At 42.8% G+C, this 15,415-nt stretch carries 15 protein-coding genes and 2 pseudogenes; 6 read left to right on the top strand and 11 right to left on the bottom strand.

All coding sequences use genetic code 11. The features are described from left to right. Positions 1–145: 145 nt before the first annotated feature. From rpmF to SK578_RS00635, 3 genes are all read left to right on the top strand, one after another. Complete coding sequence (gene rpmF / locus SK578_RS00645) at positions 146–328, top strand: 50S ribosomal protein L32 (RefSeq protein ID WP_000290417.1); 183 nt, start codon at positions 146–148, stop codon at positions 326–328. Between the two features lie 15 nt (positions 329–343). After that, a complete protein-coding gene (gene rpmG / locus SK578_RS00640) occupies positions 344–493 on the top strand; it encodes a 50S ribosomal protein L33 (protein WP_001265622.1) in 150 nt (49 codons plus the stop codon). Positions 494–630: 137 nt separating this feature from the next. Continuing rightward, positions 631–1,194 (top strand): hypothetical protein, encoded by a 564-nt coding sequence (locus tag SK578_RS00635; protein WP_042749821.1) that lies wholly within the window; start codon positions 631–633, stop codon positions 1,192–1,194. Between the two features lie 100 nt (positions 1,195–1,294). On the opposite strand, the pseudogene SK578_RS00630 reads toward SK578_RS00635, so the two are convergent. The 11 genes and pseudogenes from SK578_RS00630 to SK578_RS00585 all read right to left on the bottom strand — a co-directional run. After that, a pseudogene (locus SK578_RS00630) lies at positions 1,295–1,681 on the bottom strand (N-6 DNA methylase); the annotation flags it as partial. Between the two features lie 70 nt (positions 1,682–1,751). Further along, positions 1,752–2,999, bottom strand: a complete 1,248-nt coding sequence (locus tag SK578_RS00625; protein ID WP_042749818.1) for a toxic anion resistance protein — start codon at positions 2,997–2,999, stop codon at positions 1,752–1,754. Between the two features lie 21 nt (positions 3,000–3,020). Then, positions 3,021–3,827 carry a coiled-coil domain-containing protein gene (locus SK578_RS00620; RefSeq protein ID WP_042749817.1) on the bottom strand — a complete coding sequence of 269 codons (807 nt, stop codon included), beginning with the start codon at positions 3,825–3,827 and terminating at the stop codon, positions 3,021–3,023. A 612-nt stretch (positions 3,828–4,439) separates the two neighbouring features. Continuing rightward, on the bottom strand, positions 4,440–5,051 hold the full coding sequence (gene rpsD, locus SK578_RS00615; protein ID WP_000092756.1) for a 30S ribosomal protein S4: 612 nt from the start codon (positions 5,049–5,051) through the stop codon (positions 4,440–4,442). A gap of 194 nt (positions 5,052–5,245) precedes the next feature. After that, the gene (locus SK578_RS00610; RefSeq protein WP_042749816.1) at positions 5,246–6,298 is read right to left on the bottom strand and encodes a sensor histidine kinase; all 1,053 of its coding nucleotides are present in this window, start codon (positions 6,296–6,298) and stop codon (positions 5,246–5,248) included. After that, positions 6,295–6,993, bottom strand: coding sequence for a response regulator transcription factor (locus SK578_RS00605; protein ID WP_042749814.1), 699 nt, complete (start codon positions 6,991–6,993; stop codon positions 6,295–6,297). Before SK578_RS00605 ends, SK578_RS00610 begins: the two co-directional genes overlap by 4 nt. Before the next feature lie 123 nt (positions 6,994–7,116). Further along, complete coding sequence (locus SK578_RS00600; protein WP_474104084.1) at positions 7,117–9,660, bottom strand: SSURE domain-containing protein; 2,544 nt, start codon at positions 9,658–9,660, stop codon at positions 7,117–7,119. A gap of 108 nt (positions 9,661–9,768) precedes the next feature. Next, positions 9,769–9,834 (bottom strand): annotated as a pseudogene (locus SK578_RS11470) (YSIRK-type signal peptide-containing protein); the annotation flags it as partial. Positions 9,835–9,958: 124 nt separating this feature from the next. Then, positions 9,959–10,624: a potassium channel family protein gene (locus tag SK578_RS00595; RefSeq protein WP_042749811.1), complete on the bottom strand. Its 666-nt coding sequence runs from the start codon at positions 10,622–10,624 to the stop codon at positions 9,959–9,961. Between the two features lie 13 nt (positions 10,625–10,637). Beyond that, on the bottom strand, positions 10,638–12,017 hold the full coding sequence (locus tag SK578_RS00590; RefSeq protein WP_042749809.1) for a TrkH family potassium uptake protein: 1,380 nt from the start codon (positions 12,015–12,017) through the stop codon (positions 10,638–10,640). A 33-nt stretch (positions 12,018–12,050) separates the two neighbouring features. Next, complete coding sequence (locus SK578_RS00585) at positions 12,051–12,815, bottom strand: nucleoside phosphorylase (protein ID WP_042749807.1); 765 nt, start codon at positions 12,813–12,815, stop codon at positions 12,051–12,053. Between the two features lie 175 nt (positions 12,816–12,990). Here SK578_RS00585 and SK578_RS00580 point away from each other — a divergent pair, with 175 nt between their 5' ends. From SK578_RS00580 to SK578_RS00570, 3 genes are read left to right on the top strand one after another with little or no spacing between them, the layout of a single operon-like run. Further along, positions 12,991–13,296: a rhodanese-like domain-containing protein gene (locus SK578_RS00580; RefSeq protein ID WP_042749805.1), complete on the top strand. Its 306-nt coding sequence runs from the start codon at positions 12,991–12,993 to the stop codon at positions 13,294–13,296. 20 nt (positions 13,297–13,316) lie between these two features. Continuing rightward, on the top strand, positions 13,317–14,972 hold the full coding sequence (locus tag SK578_RS00575; RefSeq protein WP_042749803.1) for an FAD-dependent oxidoreductase: 1,656 nt from the start codon (positions 13,317–13,319) through the stop codon (positions 14,970–14,972). Further along, entirely contained in the window at positions 14,962–15,258 is a 297-nt protein-coding gene (locus tag SK578_RS00570; protein ID WP_042749802.1) for a rhodanese-like domain-containing protein, read from the top strand. The genes SK578_RS00575 and SK578_RS00570 overlap by 11 nt, the downstream gene beginning before the upstream one ends. The last annotated feature ends 157 nt before the right edge of the window (positions 15,259–15,415 follow it).

Here is a 15,415-nt window from a genome sequence, read left to right as displayed (position 1 = left end):
CTCCTGTCTGCTAGGACTGACAGGAGAATTTTTTCATCTTTTTTTGTCAAGTAACTTTACTTTACAAAAAAAATGTGTTATTCTAATATGGTTGATGAAAATCAGTAGATTGAATCGAATATAAATACCTAAAGGAGAAATCAAAATGGCAGTACCTGCACGTCGCACTTCAAAAGCGAAGAAAAACAAACGTCGTACACACTACAAAGTAACAGCTCCATCTGTAAACTTTGACGAAACTACTGGAGATTACTCACGTTCTCACCGTGTATCACTTAAAGGATACTACAAAGGACGTAAAATCGCTAAAGCTGCATCAGCTGAATAATAGAAGGGAGATACCATGCGCGTAAATATTACACTTGAACACAAAGAATCTGGTGAACGCTTGTACCTTACTTCTAAAAACAAACGTAACACTCCAGACCGTCTTCAATTGAAGAAATACTCACCAAAACTTCGCAAACACGTTGTGTTTACAGAAGTTAAGTAATAGGTCATTCCGTTTCATGACTTACACCCTATTAGTTAGACAAAATATCTAGCTGATGGGGTGTTTTATTATAAAACTAACATTACATAGTCTTTCTCTATATTCTTTCAACTGATAATATTTAAGGAGAAACATTTATGAAAATAAAATTTAAAGAAAGCAATACCATTACTTCCATAAAATACAAATCTTTTTTATTTGTAAAATTGCCACTACTAGCTATTTTGTACGCAGTTGTTATCAACTTCATACTTACTTTTAAGTTGACAGCTATAAGTGACTTGCTAACGTCTAAAGGCATTATCCCTTTAATTTTAATTATTCTACTGCCTTATCTTGCTTTCAAGAACTATACTTCTTTTAAAGACTTACGTGAAAATTATAAAGCCAAGAATATTGATGGTATTAATATACTAGTAAAACTTATTCGCATACATGATATGGTTAAAGTCAGAGAGCTTGGATTTAACAAAACAATCTATAACTACACATTTTCATGGGAAGATATCATTTTCCCTGCCATTAACAATAATATAAACGGCTCAAAACTTGAACCACTTGTTAAAAAATATTCTTTACAAGTACTGTCTATGAACATTCCCGCAAAAATGATTGGGAATGTGATCTATGTTGATCCCAAGGTGCTTGAAGAATGTATTAAAAATGATATTGAAGAAAGAAATAAACTTTTAAATTTTTAAAGATGACTTTTGTTAAAGTTATCAATAACAAAAAATGACAGTAGAAAATCTACTGTCATTTTATTTTTCTAAATTTTTAGCAGGGCATTCTTGAACTTTTCTAAATCTCTTTCAACTTTTCGAGATAGGCGGTTAATTCTGCTTGGGCTTCTGGTGTTGTGCCTACTAGCTGGCTGCGCATGTGTGCGAGTCTGGCTTCTACTTGACCAATCTCTTTATCAATCTCTGCGAGCTGGTCGGCGAGGTCGGCGAGGGGAACTACGGGTTCTTCCTCAAAGGTATCGACATAGCGCGGAATGTTGAGGTTGTAGTCATTTTCGACAATCTCTTCAAAGCTGGCTAGACGGGCAAACTTCTCGATATTCTCGCGTTTTTGATAAGTCTCCAAAATCTTGGCAATATGGTCTTCGGTCATATTGTTTTGATTTTTCCCTTTTTCAAACTCTTTTGAGGCATCGATAAAGAAGACGTCCTTGTAGCAATAATTCCCTGACCTTCAAACTTCTACTAAAACAAGCAAAATCCCCTGCAAATCTACATTACAGGGGACTTGTGTATTATTCTTGTACTTCTTTCTGGGCGGCCTTGCCTTGGTCTAGAAGGGCTTGGACAATTTTCTCATCACGCAGCTTGACAGAATCGTTGATCATTTCTGCGGACTTGACGATGGTTGTTTCTAGTTGGGCACGTTTCTGGCGTCCCAATTCAATAGCTGCGACGATGCCTTGGTTTTGAGCGACCAGACTTTCAGCCAGTTTGGTAACCGATTCGACAGCGACTGTCGGGCTTTGGGCAATTCGTTCCATCTGCGGAATCACTTCCTTGCTGGTTTCAGCTAGCATCTGAAGGGCAGCATTATTAGCATTGACAATGGCATCTGCCACGACACCTGATTTCATGGATTGTTGCAAAATACCCAGTTGGGCAATGGAAAGCTTCATTGTAGGAATCGTATTGCGACGAAGCATGCCCAATTTTTGGCGCATATCAGATGACACCTTCACAAGATTGCGCATCTGAGGTGTTGTTGCCCAGGCAACATAGAGACGGCTGACATACTCAGTGTGCTGTTGTTCGAGGGTATTGACCACTTCAGCCATGCGGGCCAATTCTTGTGACTTGGTTTGGTATTCTACCGTACTTGTATCAAGTTGGTCAGCTTGGGCCTTCAGTTCTGCAGCGCGATTGCCAGCTTCTGTCTGACTAGCTTCGATAAAGGAAATCACTCCCACTAGATTTTCAATGGATTTGGTATTGTCCTCAATCAACATCTCAGCTGAAACGATATTTCGAGCTAAGACATCTTCTTGCTTGACCACTGCGGCAGCCATACCATCCAGCTTTTGCTCCACTGTTTTTGAGTCAAAGTAAAATTCTTGTAGGGTATTCTTGCTCTTGTTAAACAATCGTTGCAAAAAGTTTGGTTTCTCTTCTAGCTCAGCAATTTCAGCGTTCTTGTATTTGACTACAAAGCCTTGCAACTCACGGTTGGTATTTTTGAGTAGATCATCCACTTGGGGAATCTGTAGTTTCTTTTGTTCTGACAAGATACGATTGACTGTATTGTTCACACCTTCTACAGCAGATTGTCCAAAATCCAAAAGAGCATTTTGATTTGTGACAAACTGGTCTACCAACTGGAGCACGTGCGCTTTGATTCCTTCTTGCTGCTCAGGGCTCAACTTTTCAAGGAAGGTCAAGGTCTGGTCTGAGCCAGTATTGGTCTCGATGATTTGAGTTGTTTTATCCACCTTAGCTACGGTATTATTAGCAATCTGGTCAATATCAAAATTAAATTCTGTCATGGTTACTCCTTTGTTTCTAACCTATTCTTTACGATCTTTTTCTAAGATACGCAGACTGATATCAAAATCACGCATATCTGTTTCATTGAGTTCTCTCAAGACTTGGTCTAGCTCAAGGTCAAATTGTTCGATAGCTGCTTTAGCTTGCTGCAAACGTTCTTCTGCCCGATTATAGTTCTTCGGATTGGCCTTAATCTTTAAATAGCCTTCTAGAATCGTTTTGAACTTCTCCATCTTCAAACTATGAATGGCAGTCAATTCTTCCTTATCCCCCTCAGCAGAGGTAGCAATCTTGTCTAAAATGGCCTGATGATCAATGGCAATATTGGCTAATGTCTGGGACAATTCCAGAGCTAATTCCTCTGGCTCCGCATTCTCAAGATCTACCTGACTTTCTCTATCCAAACGTTCTAGCTGAACATCGATGTTTGCCCGCACTGTACGAACCTTTTTGTCAATACGGTTGTAGACATCATCATCAATATAGGACTTGAGACGATCCGCCTCCTGATGGATTTCTCGCAGTTCGATTAATACTTGATTGGCCAGACTTTTATATGAATCCGAGCCTTTTTCTACTAAAGTTTCCTCTAATTGCTGAATATCCTTGTCCGCCTGACGAATCCGAGCTTTTAAAAGCTCAATCCGATCATCTAGAGAACGATCCTGCAAAAGAGGATAGCGTAAGCGTTTGTAAAGACGATAACCACCATAGCCTAGCAGGACACAAGCCGCAAGCGGAAGAGCATATTGGACCAAAAGGCCCAGTAAGAACAAGAAGCCCCAAAAATAGAGACAGCCTTTCCAAAAACCATTACCTGATTTCATAAACATTCCTTATTTTCAATTTATAAGTCTATTTTAGCACAAAAGACAAAAATGAGGGCGGAAATCCCCTAGAAAAGAGTTGATTTCTTTGCTGTAGAATGGAACTTGGTAGCGCATGGGCTAATTTCAGTGAAGCTGACTCAAACCACAAACACACTCTGGGGAATATCAAAACAAAAGCTTGAAATATCGGGGGAGTTGTGTTAGAATGAACTTACAATGTGAGTAAAGTTACAGCATATGTAACTAAAAAAGCCCCACCGTACCACCGATGGGGTTTTTTGCTACCCTCTAAAAGGGTTAACCATTACTTTTTACGTTTCTTAAGCCATAACTTAAAAAGCTCAGATAACACGTTAATCAGTAACGGAGCTAGAAACACTGTGAGTAAAGTTTCTAACATATGTAACACCTCCCTTCATTAAAGTGAGGGGGCTAAAATATTATATCATGCCAGATTTATATCATCAACATCGCTTAATTCTTGGAATAGATAGACTTAGATACACAAACAATCTTACTAACAAATCTCTAAGCAAACCCAGAAATCAACATTTTAAGACAAAGCAAAAAGCCCACTGTTGTAGGCTTTCTGTAAGATATATCTTAAAATTAAAGCATTTTGTTGTAGAATTCAACGACAAGTGCTTCGTTGATTTCTGGGTTGATTTCGTCGCGTTCTGGCAAACGAGTCAATGAACCTTCCAATTTTTCAGCGTCGAATGATACGAATGCTGGACGTCCAAGAGTAGCTTCTACTGCTTCAAGGATAGCTGGAACTTTCAATGATTTTTCACGAACTGAGATCACTTGACCTGGAGTTACGCGGTATGATGGGATATCAACGCGTTTTCCGTCAACAAGGATGTGACCGTGGTTTACGAATTGACGAGCTTGACGACGAGTAGTCGCAAGACCAAGACGGTAAACAACGTTATCCAAACGACGTTCCAAAAGAAGCATGAAGTTGAAACCTAGGATTCCGCCTTTGATTTTTGTAGCTTGTACGAACAAGTTACGGAATTGTTTTTCACCTACACCGTAAGTGAAACGAAGTTTTTGTTTTTCAGCCAATTGCAAACCGTATTCTGACAATTTAGAACGGTTGTTTGGTCCGTGTTGTCCTGGTACGTAGTTACGACGTGCCAATTCTTTACCTGTACCTGTAAGTGAAAGGCCAAGGCGACGAGCTTGTTTCCAAGATGGTCCTGTATAACGTGACATGTGAATGTCCTCCTGATATAAATAATATTTCGGTGGAAATAGTCACTTAGAAAGCCCTGATTCGTGCAGATGCCCTTCGCCTAAACAGCCAAGGTTACTTATCATAAGACACCTGTTGACGAGCTTCATGCTTTCCTGCTGATATTTCACACAAAATCTATTTTACCATGAATGGCTAGATTTGTAAAGGGGTTTTAAGCTTTATTTTCATTGCCAGAGAGGTTAAGAAGGAGGGTAAAGGTACTTCCTAGGCCGTACTGACTGCTGACTGTGATTTCCCCACCCAATTGATGGGCCAATTCACGCGCAATCGCAAGACCCAAGCCATGACCACCTGTTTTCATGTTACGCGAAGTTTCAACACGATAAAGGCGTTTGAAAATATTCTCCAAATCCTCTGGGGCAATCCCCTGCCCCTCATCAGTCACACTGATTGAAAGCTGATTCTTCTCCAGCTTAGCTACCACCTCCAGCTTGGTTCCTGGAGCAGAATATTTAAAAGCGTTATTGACCAGATTCACCAAGATACGAGAAAGTTTGGCATAATCTCCCTCAATCCGGGCAGACTCTGGGATTACCTGCAAATGGACATCTCGCTCCTCCTGCTCAATCAAGAACTGAAATTCACTCATGCACTCAATCAAGAGCTGGTCCAGAAAAATACTGTCCTTTCTAGTCGTTTCCATCTGATTTCTAGCTGTATTTAGAGTCAAAAAATTCAACTCTTCAACCAGTTTATTGAGTCTTTCCGTCTGACGCCCAATGGTTGCTAGATAGTGGTCCTGTTCTCCTTCCTTGATAACCCCATCCAAAATCCCTTCTACCGTCGCTTGAATAGAAGTAATAGGGGTCTTGATATCATGAGATAGCTGGGCAATCATCAAGCCCTTTTCTCGTTCGCTTTCTTCCAAGGAATCAAAGGTGGCCTGCAAATCATGGGACATTTCATTGAAAGCTTGGCCTAATTGCTGAAATTCTACAGGACCTTGAACCTCCAGATTTGATGGAAAGTCCTTGTCTGCTACCCGCTTGGCATGTTCCTTGAGTTTGCCCAATGAAGTAAAGACCGGCGATAGGAGAAAGAGACTAATCCCAGCACCGATAAAACTAGCCACGAGAGTCATACCCACTAGGAAATAAATTTCTCTTTCTTCAATTAGCATTCGCTGGATGGCCCAAAAAACCACGATAATCGTTAGGAGTGTTGAAATGATATACCCCACTAAAATATAACTTTTTAATTTCATTGACTACCTCGTGCTTTCTCAATTTTGTAGCCCAAGCCCCAGACGGTTTTGATGGTGGGCGTTTCTGAACTAGCATGTTTAGCCAACTCCTGTCGAAGAGCATGAATATGAACATTCAAGGTATTAGTGTCATCCACATAGTCTTCCTGCCAGACCTTTTCATAGAGGTCTGTCTTAGAGAAAACCCGCTCTGGATTGCTGGCTAAAAGCCATAGAAGTTCGAAGGATTTGACGGTCAAATCAAGCGCCACATCTCCAACTTGGACCTCATGGCTACCATGATTCATCCGTAAATCCCCGAGACTGACAACCTCTGTCTCACCTCCACGATGAAGGCGACGCAAGATATTGTGGACACGCAAAACCAGCTCACGAGGGCTAAAGGGCTTGGCAATAAAGTCATCTGCCCCTAAGCTCAGGCCATAAATCTTGTCCTGCTCGCTAGTCTTAGCCGTGATAAAGAGAAAAGGCTGATCCGGAGATTGATACTGAACTTCGCTAATCAAATCATAACCATCCATCCGAGGCATCATGATATCTGTAATAATCAAATCAATTGGTTTTCTCTTGAAGATTTCTAAGGCCTCTACTCCATCATGGGCCACCAAAACCTGATATCCTGCCTGAACCAGATAACGTTGATGAATATCTGTGATTTCTACCTCGTCGTCAACGAGTAAAATTGTCTTTCCCATCTGTCTCTCCTTTGAAAAAAACAGTGCTATACCACAATAGTATAACACTATTTTAATCTCTTTACGAACATTCTAAACGATATCTGGATTTTTCAAATCCTAGATAGAAAGTCTATAACTAGACTAGTCATTTTCCTCTTTTTTAGCTTTCAATCCGAGGCCACCTAGCAGTCCGGACAAAGCTAATCCAAAGAATCCAAGAGTAGCCATTGATGTTTGAGCTTCACCAGTATATGGAAGCACGTCTTTTTGATCTTTCATTTGATCAGCCATCATTGGACTTGATACCTTGTTAGTAGATGCTATCTTGCCTTCATCAGACATTTTGCTTGAGGCTGCTGGAGCTTGAGCTTGAGCTTGTTTCATGCCTGGTGTTGCCATAGGCTGGCTAGCATTCATGTTTTTGTCCTGCTCTTTGTTAGGCATCATCTTATCCTGACTAGCAGCTGGCATTTGAGATTTCATCTCATCTTGATTGGCACTAGGCATTTGAGCGTTCATCTTAGACGCATCTTGATGACTATTCATCATTGGAGCCGGCATAGCTGAACCATTAGAAGATGGGACGAAACCTGACTGCATCGGAATCAGAGACTGATGTCCATTCAAGTTCACTGTCAAATCCTTAGTCGCTACGAGATTAGTCAAATCCGCCTTGCCGTCCTTCGCACCGTACACTTTGATGGTGGCTTTATAGCTTTGAGTGCCATTTTGTTTCAAAAGGTCTAGAAGCTCTTTGTCAGATTTGCCTTGGGTACCAGCCAAATCCACTTCATAGAAGTAGAGACCTTTGCCCAATTTCTCTACTGGTGGAAGAGCGGGATTTTTAGCTGAGCCGTTGTCTGACCATGGAGCCTTGTCGGATGCTTTCAAGATAAGACGAGTTAACATACCATCACCGGCGAAGAATTCGTATGGAATGACTTGGTTGACACCAGCTGTGAATGGACCAGGGAAGTTGGCTTTGTCCAAGTATGTAGCTGGAACATCTACTGTGTCTTTGGTGTTGTCAGCCACACCTTTTTGGACTTCGGCTGGGGTAGTCAAGCCGTTCAAGTTGACATCCAAATCCTTTGTCGCTACGAGGTTGCTTAAATCAGCCTTGCCGTCTTTGGCACCGTAAACCTTGATGGTAGCTTTATAGCTTTGAGTGCCGTTTTGTTTCAACAAGTCAAGAAGCTCTTTGTCTGATTTTCCTTGAGTCCCTGCCAAATCTACTTCGTAGAAGTAAAGGCCTTTGCCCAATTTCTCTACTGGTGGAAGGGCCGGATTTTTAGCTGAACCATTGTCTGACCATGGAGCCTTGTCTGAGGCCTTCAAGATAAGGCGTGTCAACATGCCATCACCAGCGAAGAATTCGTATGGAATGACTTGGTTGACACCAGCTGTGAACGGGCCAGGGAAGTTAGCTTTGTCTAGGTAAGTAGCTGGAACGTCTACTGTGTCCTTCGTGTTGTCAATCACGCCTTTTTGAACTTCAGCTGGAGTGGTTAGGCCATTCAAGTTGACATCCAATTCTTTTGTTGCTACAAGATTGCTCAAATCGGCCTTGCCGTTTTTAGCACCGTATACCTTGATAGTTGCTTTATAGCTTTGAGTGCCGTTTTGTTTCAAGAGGTCTAGAAGCTCTTTATCTGATTTACCTTGAGTTCCTGCCAAATCTACTTCGTAGAAGTAGAGACCTTTGCCCAATTTTTCTACTGGTGGAAGAGCGGGATTTTTAGCTGAACCATTGTCTGACCATGGAGCCTTGTCGGATGCTTTCAAGATAAGGCGAGTCAACATACCGTCACCAGCGAAGAATTCGTATGGAATGACTTGGTTGACGCCGGCTGTGAATGGGCCTGGGAAGTTGGCTTTATCCAAATAAGTGGCTGGAACATCCACTGTGTCTTTAGTGTTGTCGGCCACGCCTTTTTGGACTTCAGCTGGGGTAGTCAAGCCATTCAAGTTGATATCCAAATCCTTAGTCGCTACAAGATTGCTCAAGTCTGCCTTGCCGTCTTTAGCACCGTACACTTTAATGGTAGCTTTATAGCTTTGTGTGCCACTTTGTTTCAAGAGGTCTAGAAGCTCTTTATCAGATTTACCTTGGGTGCCGGCCAAGTCTACCTCATAGAAGTAAAGGCCTTTGCCCAATTTCTCTACTGGTGGAAGGGCGGGGTTTTTAGCCGAACCATTGTCTGACCATGGGGCCTTGTCAGAAGCTTTCAAGATAAGGCGAGTCAACATACCGTCACCGGCGAAGAATTCGTACGGGATAACTTGATTGACACCAGCTGTGAATGGGCCTGGGAAATTAGCTTTGTCCAAGTAAGTAGCTGGAACATCTACTGTATCTTTAGTGTTGTCAGCCACGCCTTTTTGGACTTCAGCTGGAGTGGTTGCTGGTTGAGTTTCACTTGCTTCACGGTCTTGTCCAGCAACTGTAGCTGCAGGACTTTCCACAGGTTTAACCGCATCTTCTGTTTGTTTCTTAGATTCTGGTTTTTCTTGCGCTTCTTCTTTTGGTGCTACTACTGGCTCTTTAGCACCTGCATCTGCTTTTTCTGGAGAGCTTGCAGTATCCAAGCTTGCTTTAGGTGTTGAATCTGCCTGTTCTGAAGGAAGAGCTGTATCGACTGCTTTTTTGAGAACTCCTACTAGTAAGTCGCTCTTTTCACTCACCGCAGTCGCATCTGGCGCTACTTGAGCAGGGCTTGGATTGACCACATCGGCACGTACAGAACTTGGTTGACCAACTAGGACAAAAAAGCCACTAGCCACAACAACTGAGGCAACACCGACACTAAGACGGCGAATAGACCAACGAGTATATCTTTGATTTGGATTGAATTTCATAGGATTCTCCTTAGAGTTTTTCTTTATTTGATGACTCTAGTATAATCTCCTAAAATTAAAAAGGATTAAGAAAAAGTTAAAATTTTTCTTAAATCCCTCTTATAAAATACTTATATTAATTTTTTTACGAATTTAATTCTGCCAAGTCATCTAGATACTGGTTGTTAATAACCGCCAAGATATAGGCATCGGCTTTCAAGAGATCATTGGGACCAAATTGGACGTCCAGCGGTGAATTTTCTTGTTCACGAAACCCTAGGACATTGAGGTTGTATTTGCCACGTAGATCTAGCTGGCTCAGGCTTTGACCTGCCCAAACACTCGGAATTTTCATCTCCACGATAGACACATTTTTATCCAGCTGAAAGACATCCACATTGTTATGAAAGAGAATGGTCTGCGCTAGAGACTGCCCCATTTCATACTCAGGTGAGATAACTGAGTCGGCACCAATTTTTTCCAGCACCTTCTTAGCTGTCTGGCTTTTGACCTTGGCAATAACCCTTGGTATCCCTAGACTCTTACAATGCATAACTGCAAGCACACTCGACTCTAGATTTTCCCCTGTTGCCACTACAACCGTATCACAGGTATCAATTCCTGCAGTTCTGAGGAGTTCCTCATCTGTAATATCGCCCACAACTCCACGCGCCAAAACTGGCTCAAATTGATTGATACGCTCAGCGTGGTCGTCAATGGCAATAATATTCATATCTTGCTTAGCAAGGGCCATCAGGACACTACTCCCGAAAATCCCCAAACCTAAAATTCCAATTGTACGATCTGACATCGTTCTTCCTTTCTTATCCAATACTAATATCTGCTTTCATATACTGAATCAAATCTTTCTTATCAGGCTGGTAATCCGCTAGACTAACCAGCAAGGTCAAGGGACCGATACGGCCAATAAACATGAGCACCATGACAATGCTGAGAGCTAACTTGCCCAGTTCTGGTGTCAGATTTGCCGTTACCCCAACTGTCGCAAGGGCTGAAATGGTCTCAAACATGAGGTAAATAAATCGCGGTGTTCCTTCTGCTGTAATTCCCAACAACATCAAGCCCAACAAGAAGGTCATCAAAAAGATAATGAAGACACTAAAGGATTTTTGAACTGTTCGAGCCTCAATGGTTCTCTGCGCAACATTGGCATGAGGCAAGCCCAGCAATTCACTACGCGCAAAAACCAACAAGACAAAGAAAGTCGTAATCTTGAGACCCCCAGCCGTCCCTCCAGGCGCCCCTCCGAGAAACATCTGTAGGATATAGATAAACAGGGTCACAGGCCGAGCTTGAGTGTAGTCAATAGAGGCAAAGCCAGCTGTTCTCATGCTGACGGTTTGGAAAAAGCTAACCAGCACTTTCTCTGGAACGCTGAGATTGCCAATGGTTCCTGGATTGTGCCATTCCGTAAAGAGTGTAGATACTGTCCCAAACAGCAAAATCCCTGCAGTCAAGAAGAGAACTAGTTTAGTATGGAAACGCAGACGGCGTTTTTTCTTCTTGTCAAACTGGGTTGCCAAGTCAAACCAGACCATAAAGCCAAGACCACCCGTGATAATCAAACCAGCAATAACCAGATTGATTAAGGGATCCGTCTGAAAAGCCACTAAACTGCTGCTGCCGAAATTATCAAAACCAGCATTGCAAAAGGCTGAAATGGCTAAAAAGATAGAAGTGAAAATGCCTCGCCCCCAGCCGAACTCAGGAATAAAACGGAAACTAAGAAGAAAAGCTCCCAAGCCCTCCACTAGAAAAGTCGTCAAAAAGATGGAACGCATAAAGGACTTCAGCGACCGAGTCTCCCCGTAACTGAAGCTCTCCTGAATGGTTTCACGACTGCGAAGACTAAGCTTTTGCTTCCCCTGAATATAAAAGACCCCGATAAAAGTCATGAGCCCCAGACCACCAATCTGTATCAAGAGCATACAAATCAACTGCCCCCAGACATTATAGGTAGTAGCCACTGGTTGCGTAAAAAGGCCAGTCACACAGACCATGGACACCGTCGTAAAGAGATGGTCAAAATAAGTAGCCTGCGAACCACTCGCCTGAACAAAAGGCAAACTCAAAAGGAGAGAGCCTATAAAAATAACTCCAGCGAAACTTAAAAAGATACGACGAGCTGGCGAAAGTCCACCCAAGGCCCTTTCAATTTTTTTAACAAATAATTTGAATAACATACATCCATTGTACCATAAAAAGAAGGAGAGTAGCTATATCTGAGAAGTTATCTCAAGGCAGAGTTCCAATGCCTTCTCGAAAGCTTCTGAACCCCAGTCACGACTATCGTACTGGTCCAAGTCTGCTAAAGAATCAGCTGTGAACAACAATTCTCCCCAGAGAACCCCACGCAGTTGGGCTACTGCTGCAAGCGCAGAACACTCCATCTCTACAACAGCACAGCCTTCTTCCTTGCGATAAGCCACCTTTTCAGCCGTTTCTCGATAAAAACCGTCTGTCGTCCAGGTCGTGACTTCTTCATAGGGAATCCCTTTGGCTTCCAACACTCGCTCAATAGCAGCAATAGCCTCTGGCTGAATTTCCATATAACGAGAAGGTGCCACATAGTGATAACTAGCTCCTTCATCTCGTAGAGCCCGAACAGGGACTAGAAAGGCATTTTCCTCTATATCAGCTAAGACTCCACAGGTACCTGTAGAGATAATCTGCTCCACACCATATCCAATCAACCAATCCATAAACTGGGCAGCTGGGGCAGAGCCCACGGGCGCCTGAGCCAGACAAATCTCCTCGCCTTTGTAGTTCACGACATATACTGGATAGGTCTTGGTGGCAGAAATGAATTCGCCGACACAGTCCGCCCCTACTTCCCTCGCATAGCGGTCAATCTCCTCACCTAAAAAAGCATAGACACACTTCTTTGGCAAGTGCAAGTCCAGCCCCTCGTGATTGGGCATGATGACCGCCTGAGGATTGTCATCAAACTCTAAAATGGGAATTGCGTGTTTCTGAATCATAACCCACCTCCTCTGATTTTGTACTATTGTATCAAAAGCTGACCGAGTGTCAAGGAGGAAGCTGATAAACTGAGAATAAAAACAATACAATCTCCACCAAGTCAAAACAACTTGCTTGACAAAAGCTTGACTTCATGGTTTAATATACCCCATAAGGGTATATTTGGAGGTGCCTATGTTTCACTTATTTACAAAAATTGACAGTATTTCTACCAGCGAGTTAGAAGCCAAACTCAAGGAACCAATTCAGCTACTGGATGTTCGGACGCCGATGGAATTTCGTAGAGGCCATATCAAAAATGCCAAAAATGTTCCTCTAACCGAAATTGGTTCCTACACACCAGCGACAAAAGAAACACTCTATGTCATTTGTCATTCTGGTGTGCGAAGCAAACTAGCTGCGAAAAAGCTAAAGAAAAAAGGATATGATGTCATCAATGTCCGAGGCGGTATGAGCGCTTGGACAGGTAAGGTCATCTAGATATATAAAGGAGAAAGTCAATGAAAATTATCATTGTCGGAGGAGTTGCAGGCGGTATGTCAGCAGCAACCCGCCTCAGACGTCTCATGGAAGACGCTGAAATCACTATTTTTGAGAAAAGTCCCTTTGTTTCCTTTGCAAACTGCGGACTTCCTTACTATGTTTCAGGAGAAATTGCAAACCGTGATAGCTTATTGGTCCAAACTCCTGAAAGTCTCAAAGCACGCTTTAATTTGGATGTTCGTCCTTTCCATGAAGTCATCAGCATTTCGCCAGCAAAGCACACTGTGACCGTACGCCATGATGGACAGGAATTCACAGAAAGCTACGACAAGCTGATCCTCTCCCCAGGAGCTAAACCATTTGTTCCTACCATTGAAGGCTTGGTAGAAGCTAAGAACGCCTACACTCTTCGCAATGTTCCCGATCTCGATGAAATCATGGCAGCCTTGGACAATCATCCAAAAGAAGCTGTCGTTATTGGTGCAGGCTTTATCGGGCTTGAAATGGCTGAAAATCTGGCAAAACGTGGCCTGCAAGTTACTATTGTTGAGAAAGCACCCCATGTCTTGCCACCATTAGATCAAGAAATGGCAGCCTTTGTCCAAGCAGAATTGGTTAAAAACGGTGTTCGCGTTATCACTTCTCAGTCTGCGACTCGATTTGAAGACCAAGGAAAAGTCATCGTTCTCGAAAACGGGCAAAAGATCACTTCTGCCCTCACTATCCTTTCTGTCGGTGTTGAACCTGAAAACGGACTGGCAAAAGCTGCGGGGATTGAACTGGGACTTCGTGGTGGTATCCTAGTCGATGAACATTACGAAACCAGTCAAAAAGATATTTATGCTGTCGGTGACGCTATCATTGTCAAGCAAGAAATCACAGGCCAAGATGCCCTCATCTCTCTCGCTTCTCCTGCCAATCGTCAGGGACGCCAAGTGGCAGACGTCATCGCAGGACTAGAACGTACAAACAAGGGCAGTATCGGCACTGCTATCGTTCGTGCCTTTGATATGACAGCTGCTTCGACTGGTCTCAGCGAACATATCCTTATCATGAATCAACTTCCTTACAAGGCACTTCATGTCAGCGGAAAAGACCACGCCGGTTATTACCCAGGAGCTACTGATATAACCTTGAAGCTCCTCTTTGACCCAAACACTGGAAAAATCTATGGTGCCCAAGGAGTTGGGAAGAAAGGTGTTGACAAGCGAATTGATATCCTAGCAACTGCTATCAAGGGAAATCTCACCGTCTTTGACTTACCAGAATTGGAGTTCACCTATGCGCCACCATTTGGCTCTGCCAAGGATCCCGTCAATATGCTGGGCTACGCAGCCTTAAACCTTATCGAAGCTCTCAGCGACAACGTTCAATGGTACCATCTCGAAGACGAACTGGCTAAGGGAAAGAAATTCCTAGACGTTCGGACCAGTGGCGAACTCCAAAGTGGTCGACTTAAGGTAGACACTATACACATCCCCCTAAACGAACTACGGGAACGCTTGAATGAACTGGACAAGAACCAGGCCTACATCGTCAGCTGCCACAGTGGTTTACGCAGCTATATCGCAGAGCGTATCCTCAAGCAAGCAGGATTTACCGTACAAAACCTTGACGGCGCTTATTCACTATACAAAATGGCTAACCCAGAAGGAGTAGAATATGGAAACTAGTATCAGTATGGCTGACTTTTATGAAAAATATCAAAATGAAAATTTAGAGCTTATCGATGTCCGTGAAGCACATGAATTCCAAGCAGGACATGCACCAGGTGCCAAAAATCTTCCGTTAAGTACCTTAGAGCAGGGCTACAAAGAACTCAATTCTGACCGTACATACCATGTCATCTGTCAAGGAGGAGTACGTTCTGCCTCTGCCTGCCAATTTCTCAGCGCCCAAGGCCTCACTGTTACCAATGTAGAAGGTGGCATGAATGCTTGGCCAGGTCAAGTAGAATAAATAATCTTCTACAAGAATCTATTACCCCATACAAAAAGTAACAGATATGCCGTTGCTTTTTGTATGAGTAAGAATGCTCTAGATAAAATCAAGTCAAACTCCTCATAAACTATAACTGAGCATATAAATTGACTTCTATATTTTTAGTGATACAATA

It is taken from the genome of Streptococcus mitis (assembly GCF_000722755.1).
GTDB classification, from domain to species: domain Bacteria; phylum Bacillota; class Bacilli; order Lactobacillales; family Streptococcaceae; genus Streptococcus; species Streptococcus mitis_CM.
Note: the sequence above shows the minus strand (reverse complement) of the source record. Positions and strands in the feature narration are given on the sequence as shown.

Bases quoted from the DNA above. Each gene is read 5' to 3' on its own strand.
- SK578_RS00635 (WP_042749821.1), top strand. From the start codon at position 631: ATGAAAATAAAATTTAAAGAAAGCAATACCATTACTTCCATAAAATAC.
- SK578_RS00625 (WP_042749818.1), bottom strand. From the start codon at position 2,999: ATGACAGAATTTAATTTTGATATTGACCAGATTGCTAATAATACCGTA.
- SK578_RS00590 (WP_042749809.1), bottom strand. From the start codon at position 12,017: ATGTTATTCAAATTATTTGTTAAAAAAATTGAAAGGGCCTTGGGTGGA.
- SK578_RS00570 (WP_042749802.1), top strand. From the start codon at position 14,962: ATGGAAACTAGTATCAGTATGGCTGACTTTTATGAAAAATATCAAAAT.
- SK578_RS00585 (WP_042749807.1), bottom strand. From the start codon at position 12,815: ATGATTCAGAAACACGCAATTCCCATTTTAGAGTTTGATGACAATCCT.
- SK578_RS00605 (WP_042749814.1), bottom strand. From the start codon at position 6,993: ATGGGAAAGACAATTTTACTCGTTGACGACGAGGTAGAAATCACAGAT.
- SK578_RS00610 (WP_042749816.1), bottom strand. From the start codon at position 6,298: ATGAAATTAAAAAGTTATATTTTAGTGGGGTATATCATTTCAACACTC.
- SK578_RS00595 (WP_042749811.1), bottom strand. From the start codon at position 10,624: ATGTCAGATCGTACAATTGGAATTTTAGGTTTGGGGATTTTCGGGAGT.
- SK578_RS00620 (WP_042749817.1), bottom strand. From the start codon at position 3,827: ATGAAATCAGGTAATGGTTTTTGGAAAGGCTGTCTCTATTTTTGGGGC.
- rpmG (WP_001265622.1), top strand. From the start codon at position 344: ATGCGCGTAAATATTACACTTGAACACAAAGAATCTGGTGAACGCTTG.
- rpmF (WP_000290417.1), top strand. From the start codon at position 146: ATGGCAGTACCTGCACGTCGCACTTCAAAAGCGAAGAAAAACAAACGT.
- SK578_RS00580 (WP_042749805.1), top strand. From the start codon at position 12,991: ATGTTTCACTTATTTACAAAAATTGACAGTATTTCTACCAGCGAGTTA.
- rpsD (WP_000092756.1), bottom strand. From the start codon at position 5,051: ATGTCACGTTATACAGGACCATCTTGGAAACAAGCTCGTCGCCTTGGC.
- SK578_RS00575 (WP_042749803.1), top strand. From the start codon at position 13,317: ATGAAAATTATCATTGTCGGAGGAGTTGCAGGCGGTATGTCAGCAGCA.